Below are 12,867 nucleotides of genomic sequence, written 5' to 3'. Positions count from 1 at the left end.
TTGCGTTCTGTAAAAGCAACTTCTCTAAGTTAACATCGTCCGATGAAAGAGTCAAGCTTTTTATTATTGTGAAAAACTTATTTTCCCTTAGCGACATGTATTATCATAATACATACCTCTCATAGATGTCAACGATTAAAGCAAAAAAATTCAAAAAAACTTTATCCTCTTAATTAACACGCTTTTAAATCATTATCCTTCTACTACTTTTCAGACATTCTCATCGAAAATAAACTGTTGCTAAAAGTCCTATAAATCGACTTATAGCAACAGTTTTGCTTTATCTACTTTATAAGTAATAATAGCCTGCGAACATCCAGACTACTTTCTCAAAAAGTCGATCGACTCTCTCGCCAAATTATTTGTCGGATGTTAACAACACTTCCCTGCTGATTACACAGAGAACCCAATGCGTTATGAATGCCAGCCGTCTTTATATGCCAATTGCTTCTCTAGAGATTTCTTATTTAGTTTTTCACATAATAATACCTGTGGAAGACGCCTTCACTCTTCGTTGTGACGCCATTAATAGAAATAAGATCCTTCTCCACAAGAAATTCAATGAAAACTTCTAGATCTGAAGAGTAGTTTTTCAACTCTTCCTGCTCGTGCAACTCTTGAATGGTCCAGCTGCTTTGTTTTTCCATTACTTCTCTTATATGAAGAGCCCCGTCTTTTGTTCTTGAATGAATATAGAATTCACTTGCCAAGAATAATAATTCCAATCGTTTGTCAATTGGTTCATCACTCGATATTAACTCTTCATACAATTTATAAATCGCTGGTTCCATTTGTTTAACTTGAGACCAAACCGTTACTTCTGGCGGCAATCCATTTTCAAGAACGGCTAACCGAGCTAAATGATGGAGTGATTCTACCATATGATGATAGGCATCCATATAGTTCTTTTCTTCAAAAAATGATTTTCCTTCCATATAGCGTCGGATTAGTTTAGCGAACTCCATGCCCATTTTAATTTTACGACCATAGAAGGGATAATCTTTGAGTTCAGTCTTTAGCTTCTCCATAAATTCGTTGCGATCATAAATTACACGGCCATAAAATAGCCAATCGACTATTTTACGATTCGTACCAAGCAATAACCATTTATGTAATTGCTTTTCCGTAACGATGTGCATCGCAGCTTTTTTATCTAAATACGTGTAATGTTTTGTAAACACTGGTGTTTCGTTTTCTTTCGTGATAATCAACAATATCGAGTCAAAAGTGTCTGTAATCTGACTGACTTTCTCTCTTTTCTCGACTAAGATTACCCCAAGTGTACTTTCCTGACTGGCGCGCTCTTGATAAATAGGACGTAGTATTTGTTCCATCATTCTCACTCCTTGCTGTCTCTATCGCATTCCTTCTTAAAATTTGAGGAATGGCTAGTCATAAACTCCAGCTTGTTTTCATTTCCCTAGCGTTTGTCGGGCTCACCCGTTCTCTTTTTCTGAAACATCAAAGCTAAACAGATCTACTTCTGCTTTTCTCTATTTCGACATATTTACTACGGATTCCTTCATTTCAAAACCGCTATCACTTTTTAAGAACATTTATGATATAGTATGATGGATGCAAGGAGGAAATAAACCATGAAACCTTATAAAAATAAAATCAATCGCATTCGTACGTTTGCGTTAGCTTTGATCTTCATCGGCATTGTTATTATGTATGTTGGCATATACTTCAGAAACCAACCGATTGTAATGGTCATCTTAATGCTGCTTGGTGTCCTCGCAATTATCGGAAGTACAGGTGTTTATGCTTGGATTGGGTTGCTGTCCATGAAAACCGTACCAGTTGAATGTCCGAATTGTGGAAAGCACACAAAAATGCTGGGTCGCGTAGATATTTGCATGCATTGCAACGAGCCTTTAACAATGGATCGTTCTCTTGAAGGTAAAGAGTTTGATCAGGACTACAATAAAAAAAGCTCACAACAATAAAAACATCCAGCGAAAAAAATCGCTGGATGTTTTTATTTTGAATATTTTATTGGGCCGTCGCCGTTTTAGTTAAGCAACCTTGGCATGTTCCGTATATCTCAAGGCGATGATAATCCACTTGGAATCCTGTTACATGCGAAGCTAAATGTTCAACTTCGTCGAGTCCTGGATAATGGAAATCAACTATTTTCCCGCAGTCATTACAGATAATATGATAATGGTCGTGTGTAACAAAGTCAAAACGGCTTGAAGAATCACCATATGTTAATTCTTTTACCAACCCTGCTTTTCTGAACACGCGTAAATTATTATAAACAGTTGCAACACTCATATTAGGAAACGTTTTTTCAAGCGCGCGATAAATGTCATCCGCTGTCGGGTGGTTTGTTGAATGAATCATATACTCCAAAATCGCGTGACGTTGGGGCGTGATTCTTACACCTGTTGACTTCAAAGCATCAAGCGCGTCTTTTAATTGTACTTCAGACATCGCCGTGCACCTCACTTCATATAGATTCTTACATTATAATTGTTATAAACAGTGTACCTAATAAAAGTGTCAAGTGTCAAGAAATCACTATACTACCGCCGTTTGTCACGCATTTTTGCTTTATTTTTCGTGTAAACCTCTTTCTACTCGACCCAGCCGCTGATTAACAAGGCGTGCTGCCACGAATAAGAAATCCGACAACCGGTTCAAGTACGCCAAAACATTTGGTGAAACATCGCTTCCAATAGATAACACAGTCCGCTCAGCTCTTCTAACTACAGTTCTTGCTACGTGAAGAGTGGCTCCAGACGGATGTCCACCTGGCAATATGAAATTACTGAGCGTCGGAACTGCATCATCATAATGATCGATCCATTGTTCGAGCTTTGAGATATCTTCTTCTGCTAGTTTCCATTTCACTTCTTTTCCTTTCGGCGTAGCAAGTTCTGCTCCTACATGAAATAAAGTGGTCTGGATTTCATGAAAGACTTTTAAAAGTTCTTCTTTTTCATCGAAGAACTCAGTATTTAAGTGCCCGACTGCTAAACCAATTAATGTATTTGCTTCGTCACATGTTCCGTAAGCCTCTACTACTGCATCGTTTTTAGCTACTCGAGTTCCGTAAACGAGTGAAGTTGTCCCTTTGTCGCCAGTTTTCGTATAAATTTTCATGCTTAATACCCCTTTTCCATATCGACTAGATTAGTTGGAACGGATTGATCAATAAGCCATTTTTTCAAATTCGGAATAAAGATATCGAGTGTACGGTCCACATACTTTCCTGATTTGCTAGAAATATGCGGTGAGACAACAACATTATCCATTGACCAATAAGGATGATCTGCAGGAAGCGGTTCTTGTTCGAAGACATCTAACACAGCAAACGCTATTTCGTTTTCTTGCAATGCATTTAATAGAACGCTATCCGCAACCAAATCACCTCTACCGAAATTCATAAAGATGACCGTATCTTTCATTGCTTTGAAATGCTCTTCTTTTAAAAGCTGTTTAGTTTCATCTGTACTTGGTAAAACCGAGATAACATAATCTGCTTCCGGAAGCTTTTCTAATATTTTTTCGAAAGAAACCATTTCATCCATATTTTCAGCCTGTGCACCAGAGCGGTTACAGCCAATCGTATGGACACCAAAGGCTTGAAGCAATCGACCGATTTCTGCTCCAATAGCTCCTGGCCCAAGAATCAATGCGGTCGTCCCACTTAACTCTGAAGAACGTATTTTTCGCTCCCATTGTTGATTGCGTTGATTTTGATAAATGACTGGTAACGCGCGCTTTAAAGCCAGTAAATGAGCTAAAGCTGATTCAGCCATTGGTGTTTTATGAATCCCTCTTACATTCGACACGGTAATACCGCGTGATTCAATCGCTTGATGTGGCAGTTTTTCAATCCCCGCACTGGCTACCATAATCCATTTTACTTTTACAGCCGATTCAATATCTACTGCAGTCAAGTCTTCTCCATAAGTAACAATGATATCCGCGGATGATAACCGTGTTTTATCGCGGTAAAGAAAATAGAAATCAACTTCTGGGAATTCTTCTATGATTCTTTGTTGTTGATCGACTCGTGGGACAAATGTAAATAAAATCTCCATAAACGTCTCCCTTCTTATTGGTTACTTATTGTTTTCAAGGTTTCTAAAACGTCTTGAATGTGATTTGGCACTTTCACTTTGCGCCACGCTTTGACAATGGTACCTGTTGGGTCGATCAGGAAAGTCGAACGCTCAATGCCCATGAATTTTTTACCGTACATGTTCTTCTCTACCCAGACGCCGTAATCCTCAGACATTTGGTGGTCTTCGTCTACTAAGAGTGAAAATGGCAAACCGTGTTTTTCGATAAATTTATTGTGACGGTCTTCTGAATCTGCACTTACTCCTAAAATTACCGCATTCAGTTCAGAAAAATTAGCTTGTGCATCCCGAAAGTCGCATGCTTGTGTCGTACAACCAGGAGTCATGTCTTTCGGATAAAAATAAAGCACTACGTATTTATCGCCAGCAAACTCCTTTAGTGAAACAGTTTCTCCTGCTTCATTTTTTAATGAAAATTCTGGTGCTTGCATACCTTCAACTGCAGTCATCATAAACACTCCTTTTCTTCCTTCTATCGTACCGAACACGGAGCTTAGTTTCAATTTCTTTGGCGTTTCGCAACAAGGTTGTCTACAATAAAGAAGAGTTTAATCAATAGGAGGCAATCATTCAATGAATCATTCGACATCAGAAGAGCTACATAAAGAAGCATTACAACACATCGTCGGCGGAGTTAACAGTCCATCAAGATCCTTTAAAGCAGTCGGTGGCGGATCCCCTATCGCAATGGAACGAGGTAAAGGCGCTTATTTTTGGGACGTTGATGGCAATAAATACATAGACTATCTAGCGGCATACGGACCGATCATCACAGGTCATGCTCATCCACATATAACAAAAGCGATTACACACGCAGCAGAAACAGGTTTGCTTTATGGAACTCCAACACGTCACGAAATTACTTTCGCTAAAATGTTGAAAGAAGCAATGCCGAATATGGATAGAGTTCGTTTTGTAAACAGCGGAACCGAAGCAGTTATGACAACAATCCGCGTATCGCGCGCTTATACAGGACGAACAAAAATTATGAAGTTTGCAGGTTGTTATCATGGACATTCTGATTTAGTTCTTGTAGCTGCCGGATCTGGTCCTGCAACACTTGGCACGCCCGATTCAGCAGGTGTTCCAAAATCCATCGCTGAAGAAGTGATCACGGTCCCTTTTAATGACTTAGAAGCATTTACAGAAGCGATGGATCGTTGGGGCGAAGAAATTGCTTGTCTTCTCGTCGAACCGATTGTTGGTAATTTCGGGATTGTTGAACCAAAAGAAGGTTACTTGAAAGAAGTTCACCGCATTGCTCATGAAAAAGGGGCATTAATTGTCTATGACGAAGTAATTACCGCTTTTCGTTTCCATTACGGGGGTGCTCAAGACATGCTCGGGTTGACACCAGACCTTACCGCGCTCGGAAAAATTATTGGTGGTGGTTTACCAATCGGCGCTTATGGCGGTAAAAAAGAAATTATGGAAACAGTGGCTCCCCTAGGTCCCGCTTATCAAGCAGGTACAATGGCTGGAAACCCTGCCTCGATACAAGCTGGAATTGCTTGTTTAGAAGTTCTTCGTCAAGATGGTGTCTATGACAAAATGGACAAACTTGGAGAAAAACTAGAAAAAGGAATACTAGCAGCTGCTGAAGAATTTGATGTTACGATTACTGTAAATCGACTAAAAGGTGCATTAACCATTTACTTTACTGATATAACAGTAGAAAATTACGAACATGCAGAAAAATCTGATGGTGAAATTTTTGGTCGTTTCTTTAAATTGATGCTCGCTCAAGGTATCAATCTTGCTCCATCAAAATACGAAGCTTGGTTTTTAACAACTGAACATACAGAAGAAGATATAGATTTTTCTATTCAAGCGGTACGTAAGGCGTTTAAACAGTTATAATTAACGTAAATCGTTTTTGAGGAAGGAGTCCCTAAGCATATGAAATTAGGTGCACGTATCTTTAAAACTGGCGTGGCCATTTCTATGGCCTTGTATTTGGCCAACTTATTGGATTTGCCTTCTCCTGTTTTCGCAGGGGTAGCAGCAATTTTCGCTATCCAGCCATCTATTTACCGTTCTTACTTAACATTACTCGATCAAATTTATGGAAATTTGATTGGTGCCACAATAGCGATAGTTTTTGTTCTAACACTTGGCAGTAATTATTTAACCATTGGTATAGCAGCAATATTAGCCATTGTCGTCATGCTGAAGTTAAAGTTAGAAAATACCGTTCCTTTAACATTAGTAACGATTATCATCATTATGGATTCTCATTCTACGAACTTCTTAACTTTTGCGTCGCTCAGAATTTCCACTGTTATGCTTGGAATTATATCTGCCTTTATCGTAAATATGATATTTCTGCCACCTAAATACGAAACCCGTTTGTTTACGTCCATTCATTCTGTTAGTGAAGAAGTGATTCGTTGGATTCGCGTTTCGATCCGTCATGCATCTGATCATGCCTCTGTTAAAGAAGACATTGATAAATTAACAGAGAAATTAATAAAAGTTGATCAATGGTATTCATTTTATAAAGAAGAACGTAGCTACACCAAGAAGCAGCAATATGCAAAAGCACGAAAATTGGTCCTGTACCGTCAAATGATTGCCACATCGAAAAAGAGCTTAGAAGTTTTAAAACGCTTGAACCGTTTTGAAAATGAACTAATGGAACTTCCTGAGCACTTTCATATGATGGTTCAAGAGCGATTAGAAAGTTTGGCGAGTTACCATGAGCAACTTTACATGAAATATGTTGGTAAATTACGTCCCGAACATAGCGAAGGTTCTGGGACTGATGCTGTCATGAGACGCAATGAAGTCATGACAATTTTTGTAAAAGAAATCAATTTAGCACACGAAGAAAATGAAGGTGAATTTTCGGTTTATCATTTAATGCATGTGTTATCAGCTATTTTAGATTACGAAGAACAACTAGAGCATCTAGACTTACTTATCATCGCTTACTTGAACTATCATTCAGAAGAAGTAGACACAGGTCTTGAAAATGCCATATAAAAAAAGTGTGAGGCAAATTTGCCTCACACTTTTTTTATGATTTCATTCGTGGATCTAGCGCGTCACGTAAACCGTCACCCATTAAGTTAAAGCCTAGTACTGTCAACATAATAGCTACCCCTGGAAAAATCATTGTCCAAGGTGCATTCGTTAAATACGAACGTGAATCTGCCAACATTTTGCCCCATTCTGGAGACGGAGCTTGAGCACCTAACCCTAAAAATCCAAGTGCTGCTGCTTCGATAATTGCAGTCGCAATTGCCAATGTTCCTTGAACAATAACTGGCGCCATGGAGTTCGGCAAGATATGCGAAATCAAAATCCGATTATCTTTCATACCAATCGCTTTTGCGGACATGATGTATTCATCTTCTTTAATACTCAATACTTTCGAGCGAATCAAACGTCCAAAGTTTGGTACGTTGATAATAGCAATCGCAATTAGCGCATTACGTAAAGAAGGTCCTAGAACCGATACAACCGCGATTGCAAGTAAAATACTTGGAAATGCTAGCATAATATCGAAAATACGCGAGATAATTGTATCTACAAATCGTCCGTAATAACCTGCTAAAATTCCTAAAATACTCCCTACAACAACCGATCCAATAACTGCTAAAAAACCAACCCATAATGAAATTCGAGCACCATATACAACTCGAGATAAAATATCTCGACCAAAATCGTCTGTACCCATCCAATGAGTGGAAGAAGGAGGCATAAGCCGTTGAGAAAGATTTTGTTCATTGATGCCTTGCAATGTAATAAGCGGTCCGAAAATTGCTAATAAAATAAAGAAGATAACAATCCCCATACCAACAACCGCTACTTTACTCTTGCGGAAACCTCGCCAAGCCTCTTTCCAAGGTCCAGCGACTTTCTGCAGTTCTTCTTTTTCTGGATTATTTACTGTTTCAGCCATAATACGTCTCCCCCTTCCTAGTCATATTTGATGCGTGGATCGACTAAGCCGTACAGCAAATCGACAATTAGATTGATCATAACAAAGATAAACGCCACAATTAGAATGCCTGACTGAATAACCGGATAATCACGGAAACCAATTGCTTCATATATATAACGTCCGATTCCTGGCCATCCGAAAATAGTTTCTGTCAAAATGGCGCCACCAAGCAGAAGCCCCATCTGAAGTCCTATAATTGTTAGGACTGGAATGATAGCATTTTTAAGCGCATGTTTGTAAACAACCCAAAACATGGACAAACCTTTCGAACGAGCTGTTCGAACAAAATCAGAACGCATTACTTCTAACATGCTTGAACGCGTCATTCTGGCAATAATCGCCATAGGAATTGTCGCTAAAGCTGTTCCTGGTAATACGAGGTGCTTAAGTACAGTAGACAGTTGGTTGAAATCTCCTGCTATCAATGTATCGAGTACATAGAAACCCGTTATAACATCGACAGGATCTCGAACATTTTCTCGACCAGTAGTCGGTAAAATCCCAAGTTCGATAGAGAAAATCCACTGGTTCATTAGCCCAAGCCAGAAGATCGGCATCGATACCCCAATCAATGCAATAATCATTGCTAAGTAGTCAAACCAAGAATTTTGGAACCAAGCTGAAATGATACCTGCATTAATTCCGATAACTACTGCAATAATGATAGCGAATAAAGAAAGCTCAATCGTAGCAGCCAAATATGGCCATACTTCATCTACTACAGGAGTACGTGTACGAAGTGATTCTCCTAAATCGCCAGTAATCAATCCTTTTAAGTAGTCAAAATACTGAATGTACCAAGGATTATCTAATCCTAGATTTGTTCGTAATGCTTTTATTGCTTCTTCGGATGCTTGCTGACCAAGAATAACTTGTGCAGGATCACCAGGAATTGCACGGATAATCATAAATACGATAAATGTCATACCGAGTAAAACTGGGATTAGCTGTAAAAGTCGTCTTCCAATATAGTGAAGCATCTTCTTCACCTCTCCATCTCTTGCAATATGTATAACAGTAAAAAAAAGGGGAGGAAATCATCCCGACTCCCTCCCGTGAATTGCCTACTCCAAATCTACTGAAGCCAATTTGTCAGAACCTGTTGGATGTGCTTTGAAATTCATTACGTTTTTCCCACCAGCTAATAGCGGTGTAGAGTGAGCAAGTGGAACCCAAGGAGCATCTTCATGGATGATTTCTTGAGCTTGCATGTATAAGTCGTTTCTTACATCTTCGTCAACTTCTGATTGAGCTTTAATAAGAAGATCATGCAATTCTTGGTTTTCATAGTACGTGTAGTTGTTTGTGCCGACATTATCTTGATCAAGCAAAGCATATAGGAAGTTATCTGCATCGCCGTTATCGCCAGTCCATCCAAGTAAGAATGCATCAGCTTCTCCGTTTGCAGCTTTTTCTAAATACGTTGCCCATTCAAATGAAACAATCTTGGCGTTAATGCCAACATCAGCCAAATTCTTTTGAATCGCTTCTGCCACTTTTTGGCCATCTGGCATATATGGACGTGGAACTGGCATTGCGTAAAGTTCCATGTCAAATCCATCTGAAAGACCAGCTTCAGCTAATAATTCTTTTGCTTTTTCCGGGCTGTATTCGTAATCTTCAATGCTATCGTTATATCCGCTAATTACTGGCGGAATTGGGTTTTTCGCTACTTCTGCGCGCCCTTCGAAAAATGCGTCTACAATCGCTTGTTTATCGATTGCATGGTTTACCGCTTGACGTACTTTAGGATCGTCAAATGGTTCACGTGTTACAGTCATTCCAAGGTAGCCAACGTTCATAGATGGACGTTCAAACAATTGAAGATTATCGTCACCTTCGATTGTTCCAGCATCAGATGGTGTAATTCCGTCTGCCAAATCAATTTCTCCTGATAATAAAGCATTTAAACGAGCTGAGTTATCTGGAATTGCGCGGAATACAACTTGATCCAATTTCGGCTCGCCATCTACCCAGTAATCATCAAATTTTTCAATTGTAATCGTATCGTTACGTTTCCATTCAACAAATTTAAATGGACCTGTTCCAACTGGATTGTCTCCGAAAGAATCACCAGCTTCTTCAACTGCAGTTGGTGAAGCAATCGCAAATGGGCTCATTGCTAAGTTTTTAAGGAATGGTGCTTGTGGACGTTTTAACTTAAAGACAACTTCGTAATCGCCTGTTGCTTCAACAGATTCGATCACGTGTCCTTCATCATCCCCGTATCCACCAAACATAGAACCGTAATAAGGGAATTGTTCGCCGTCTCCAGCTGCCCAGCGCTCAAAGTTTTTCACTACAGCTTCTGCATTAAAATCAGTGCCATCATGGAACTTAACGCCTTCTTGCAATTTGAATGTATACGTCAATCCGTCTTCAGAAGGAGTCCATTCAGACGCCAATCCAGGTTCGATTTCTGTATCCTGTTCACCAAAGTTTACTAACGTATCAAAAATGTTTTTTGTTACTTTAAACGATTCTCCGTCCGTAACTGCAATTGGATCAAGAGAAACAGAATCTCCTCCACGTCCGAAGATCAATGTCTTCTCTTCAGTAGATCCACCTTCGCTACCGCCTTCTTCTGAGCTGTCGTCAGAACTACAGCCAAAAAGTGCTGTTGATACTAATAAAAGCAATAATAATGACCACGTTAAGAACTTTTTCTTTCCCAAATTAACCCCTCCATTTTTTCTATTTATTATCATTGCGGCCTGGACTCTTCGTAAAGATGACAGGCAACAGAATGACCTTCTTCAACTTCTGCAAAAACTGGTACAACTTCTGAACAAATATCCATTTTAAATGGACAGCGTGTATGGAACCTGCAACCGCTTGGTGGATTTGCTGGGCTTGGAACATCTCCCGTGATAATCACTTCTTCCCGGACAAAATCTGGGTCCGGTACCGGTACTGCAGCCAATAGGGCTTGCGTATACGGGTGTAGTGGTTTTTCGTACAAATCCTCTGTGTTAGCAAGTTCTGCCATTTGTCCAAGATACATTACACCCACACGGTCGCTGATATGGCGAACCACCCCTAAATCGTGGGCAATGAATATATAAGTGAGTTTCAGCTCTTTTTGCAAATCTTGCATCAAATTCAATACTTGAGCCTGAATTGATACATCAAGTGCTGAAACGGGCTCATCGGCAATAATAAGTTTCGGATTTGTCATTAATGCACGCGCAATACCAATACGCTGCCTTTGACCACCACTAAATTGATGCGGGTAGCGTTTTGCATGATAGCTGCTCAATCCTACAATCTCCAAAAACTCATGTACTTTCTTTTTACGTTCTTTAGGATCGCCTATATTATGAACATTAAGCGGTTCCATTAAAATTTTCTCAATTGTATGACGCGGGTTTAATGACGCGTATGGATCTTGGAAAACCATTTGAATATCTCGACGTGCTTTACGCATGTCGTTATTCGACAGACTCGTTAATTCTTGACCATCAAATGTTACAACACCTTCAGTTGGTTCCAAAAGACGCATTAACATCCGCCCTGTTGTAGATTTCCCACAGCCCGATTCACCAACGATTCCTAACGTCTCGCCTTCTTGAACGGTGAATGAAACATCGTCTACTGCTTTTACACAGTTGCTTACTTTACCTAAAATTCCCGACTTAATCGGGAAATATTTTTTGAGGCCTTCAACTTTCAATAACGGTTCTGTCATGCGACTGTACCTCCTTCGGATCAAATAGGAAACAGCGAGTTTGATGATCTTCCGCCGTTTGGTACAGCTCCGGACTTTCAGTCATACAGCGATCAAAAGCAAATTCGCAACGTGCTGCGAACTTGCACCCTGTCTTGATTGATCCTGGTTTGGGAACGTTTCCAGGAATCGAGTAAAGTCGTTCTTTTTTAAAGCGCATATCTGGAACTGACTCCAGCAAGCCTTTTGTATAAGGATGTTGTGGATCATTGAAAATTGTATGAACCGGGCCTTCTTCAACAACTTTTCCTGAATACATAACGACCACTCGCTCACAAGTTTCTGCTACTACTCCTAAATCATGAGTAATCAATAACACGGCTGTATTTAAGCGTTCGTTTAAATTCTTTATTAATTTTAAAATTTGAGACTGAATGGTCACATCAAGCGCTGTTGTTGGTTCATCCGCAATTAATACTTTCGGGTCACATAACAAAGCCATCGCAATCATGACACGTTGGCGCATTCCACCTGATAATTGGTGTGGATATTCTTTCATTAAGCCTTCTGGTCTCGGCAACCCAACTAATTTCATCATTTCAATTGCGCGTTCTTGAACTTGATCTTTCGACCAGTCTTTTTTGTGAATCTTAATGGCTTCTCGAAGCTGATTGCCGATTGTGAACAATGGATTTAACGAAGTCATCGGTTCTTGGAAAATCATCGCGATATCGTTCCCTCTGATTTCACGCATTTTCTTCTCGGATAATTTCGTTAAATCTTTATCCTGAAATAAAATCTCTCCGCCTTTAATTTTCCCTGGAGGACTTGGAACAAGTCCCATTATCGAAAGTGAAGTTACGCTTTTACCACATCCTGATTCACCAACAATGCCAAGCACTTCACCTTCTCGTATGTGAAAATTTACATTATCTACTGCTGGTACCTCTCCATCGTCTGTGAAAAAGGATGTTTGTAAACCTTTAACGTCTAAGATGGTTTTACGCTCAGTCATGATGCTCCCCCTTTTGCACAAAAATGATTCAGAACATTCTCCTTCTTTCAATTATACGTAATATTATTATTAATGCAATACCTTCTTAGTATTAACTGGAAGCTCTTGACATAGAAAAAGAGCCACCAAAATTAGGTGG

The 12,867-nt window shown here is 39.6% G+C and carries 13 protein-coding genes; 3 read left to right on the top strand and 10 right to left on the bottom strand.

Features of this window, described 5'->3' with window-relative positions; translation table 11 throughout:
- Positions 1-467: 467 nt before the first annotated feature.
- The gene (locus MLE13_RS14285; protein WP_240750347.1) at positions 468-1,334 is read right to left on the bottom strand and encodes a nucleotidyltransferase-like protein; all 867 of its coding nucleotides are present in this window, start codon (positions 1,332-1,334) and stop codon (positions 468-470) included.
- A gap of 261 nt (positions 1,335-1,595) precedes the next feature.
- Here MLE13_RS14285 and MLE13_RS14280 point away from each other — a divergent pair, with 261 nt between their 5' ends.
- Positions 1,596-1,949 carry a YgzB family protein gene (locus MLE13_RS14280; RefSeq protein WP_008432143.1) on the top strand — a complete coding sequence of 118 codons (354 nt, stop codon included), beginning with the start codon at positions 1,596-1,598 and terminating at the stop codon, positions 1,947-1,949.
- Positions 1,950-1,995: 46 nt separating this feature from the next.
- Here the strand turns inward: MLE13_RS14280 and perR are convergent, their stop codons facing one another.
- From perR to bcp, 4 genes are all read right to left on the bottom strand, one after another.
- Positions 1,996-2,439 (bottom strand): peroxide-responsive transcriptional repressor PerR, encoded by a 444-nt coding sequence (gene perR / locus MLE13_RS14275; protein WP_240750346.1) that lies wholly within the window; start codon positions 2,437-2,439, stop codon positions 1,996-1,998.
- A 120-nt stretch (positions 2,440-2,559) separates the two neighbouring features.
- Positions 2,560-3,111: a cob(I)yrinic acid a,c-diamide adenosyltransferase gene (locus tag MLE13_RS14270; protein ID WP_240750345.1), complete on the bottom strand. Its 552-nt coding sequence runs from the start codon at positions 3,109-3,111 to the stop codon at positions 2,560-2,562.
- A gap of 2 nt (positions 3,112-3,113) precedes the next feature.
- A complete protein-coding gene (locus MLE13_RS14265) occupies positions 3,114-4,055 on the bottom strand; it encodes a D-2-hydroxyacid dehydrogenase (RefSeq protein WP_240750344.1) in 942 nt (313 codons plus the stop codon).
- A gap of 14 nt (positions 4,056-4,069) precedes the next feature.
- The gene (gene bcp, locus MLE13_RS14260) at positions 4,070-4,546 is read right to left on the bottom strand and encodes a thioredoxin-dependent thiol peroxidase (RefSeq protein WP_240750343.1); all 477 of its coding nucleotides are present in this window, start codon (positions 4,544-4,546) and stop codon (positions 4,070-4,072) included.
- Between the two features lie 124 nt (positions 4,547-4,670).
- Between bcp and MLE13_RS14255 the strand changes: the two genes are divergently transcribed.
- Together MLE13_RS14255 and MLE13_RS14250 are read left to right on the top strand one after the other, a co-directional pair.
- The gene (locus tag MLE13_RS14255) at positions 4,671-5,957 is read left to right on the top strand and encodes a glutamate-1-semialdehyde 2,1-aminomutase (protein WP_240750342.1); all 1,287 of its coding nucleotides are present in this window, start codon (positions 4,671-4,673) and stop codon (positions 5,955-5,957) included.
- A 39-nt stretch (positions 5,958-5,996) separates the two neighbouring features.
- Positions 5,997-7,082: an FUSC family protein gene (locus MLE13_RS14250; RefSeq protein ID WP_008497128.1), complete on the top strand. Its 1,086-nt coding sequence runs from the start codon at positions 5,997-5,999 to the stop codon at positions 7,080-7,082.
- A gap of 34 nt (positions 7,083-7,116) precedes the next feature.
- Here MLE13_RS14250 and nikC read toward each other — a convergent pair whose 3' ends face one another.
- The 5 genes from nikC to MLE13_RS14225 all read right to left on the bottom strand — a co-directional run bounded on the left by nikC (position 7,117) and on the right by MLE13_RS14225 (position 12,728).
- A complete protein-coding gene (gene nikC / locus MLE13_RS14245) occupies positions 7,117-8,004 on the bottom strand; it encodes a nickel transporter permease (protein ID WP_240750341.1) in 888 nt (295 codons plus the stop codon).
- A gap of 17 nt (positions 8,005-8,021) precedes the next feature.
- Positions 8,022-9,026 (bottom strand): ABC transporter permease, encoded by a 1,005-nt coding sequence (locus tag MLE13_RS14240; protein WP_040850661.1) that lies wholly within the window; start codon positions 9,024-9,026, stop codon positions 8,022-8,024.
- 84 nt (positions 9,027-9,110) lie between these two features.
- The gene (locus MLE13_RS14235; RefSeq protein ID WP_240750340.1) at positions 9,111-10,721 is read right to left on the bottom strand and encodes an ABC transporter substrate-binding protein; all 1,611 of its coding nucleotides are present in this window, start codon (positions 10,719-10,721) and stop codon (positions 9,111-9,113) included.
- Positions 10,722-10,750: 29 nt separating this feature from the next.
- Positions 10,751-11,734, bottom strand: coding sequence for an ABC transporter ATP-binding protein (locus tag MLE13_RS14230; RefSeq protein WP_240750339.1), 984 nt, complete (start codon positions 11,732-11,734; stop codon positions 10,751-10,753).
- A complete protein-coding gene (locus MLE13_RS14225) occupies positions 11,709-12,728 on the bottom strand; it encodes an ABC transporter ATP-binding protein (protein ID WP_240750338.1) in 1,020 nt (339 codons plus the stop codon). The genes MLE13_RS14230 and MLE13_RS14225 overlap by 26 nt, the downstream gene beginning before the upstream one ends.
- Between the last annotated feature and the right edge of the window lie 139 nt (positions 12,729-12,867).

This window comes from Planococcus halocryophilus (assembly GCF_022489025.1).
Taxonomy (GTDB): Bacteria; Bacillota; Bacilli; order Bacillales_A; family Planococcaceae; genus Planococcus; species Planococcus halocryophilus_A.
The sequence above is the reverse complement of the archived record's forward strand: the minus strand, read 5'-3'. Positions and strand labels throughout refer to the sequence as shown.

Bases quoted from the DNA above. Each gene is read 5' to 3' on its own strand.
- MLE13_RS14285 (WP_240750347.1), bottom strand. From the start codon at position 1,334: ATGGAACAAATACTACGTCCTATTTATCAAGAGCGCGCCAGTCAGGAA.
- MLE13_RS14280 (WP_008432143.1), top strand. From the start codon at position 1,596: ATGAAACCTTATAAAAATAAAATCAATCGCATTCGTACGTTTGCGTTA.
- perR (WP_240750346.1), bottom strand. From the start codon at position 2,439: ATGTCTGAAGTACAATTAAAAGACGCGCTTGATGCTTTGAAGTCAACA.
- MLE13_RS14270 (WP_240750345.1), bottom strand. From the start codon at position 3,111: ATGAAAATTTATACGAAAACTGGCGACAAAGGGACAACTTCACTCGTT.
- MLE13_RS14265 (WP_240750344.1), bottom strand. From the start codon at position 4,055: ATGGAGATTTTATTTACATTTGTCCCACGAGTCGATCAACAACAAAGA.
- bcp (WP_240750343.1), bottom strand. From the start codon at position 4,546: ATGACTGCAGTTGAAGGTATGCAAGCACCAGAATTTTCATTAAAAAAT.
- MLE13_RS14255 (WP_240750342.1), top strand. From the start codon at position 4,671: ATGAATCATTCGACATCAGAAGAGCTACATAAAGAAGCATTACAACAC.
- MLE13_RS14250 (WP_008497128.1), top strand. From the start codon at position 5,997: ATGAAATTAGGTGCACGTATCTTTAAAACTGGCGTGGCCATTTCTATG.
- nikC (WP_240750341.1), bottom strand. From the start codon at position 8,004: ATGGCTGAAACAGTAAATAATCCAGAAAAAGAAGAACTGCAGAAAGTC.
- MLE13_RS14240 (WP_040850661.1), bottom strand. From the start codon at position 9,026: ATGCTTCACTATATTGGAAGACGACTTTTACAGCTAATCCCAGTTTTA.
- MLE13_RS14230 (WP_240750339.1), bottom strand. From the start codon at position 11,734: ATGACAGAACCGTTATTGAAAGTTGAAGGCCTCAAAAAATATTTCCCG.
- MLE13_RS14225 (WP_240750338.1), bottom strand. From the start codon at position 12,728: ATGACTGAGCGTAAAACCATCTTAGACGTTAAAGGTTTACAAACATCC.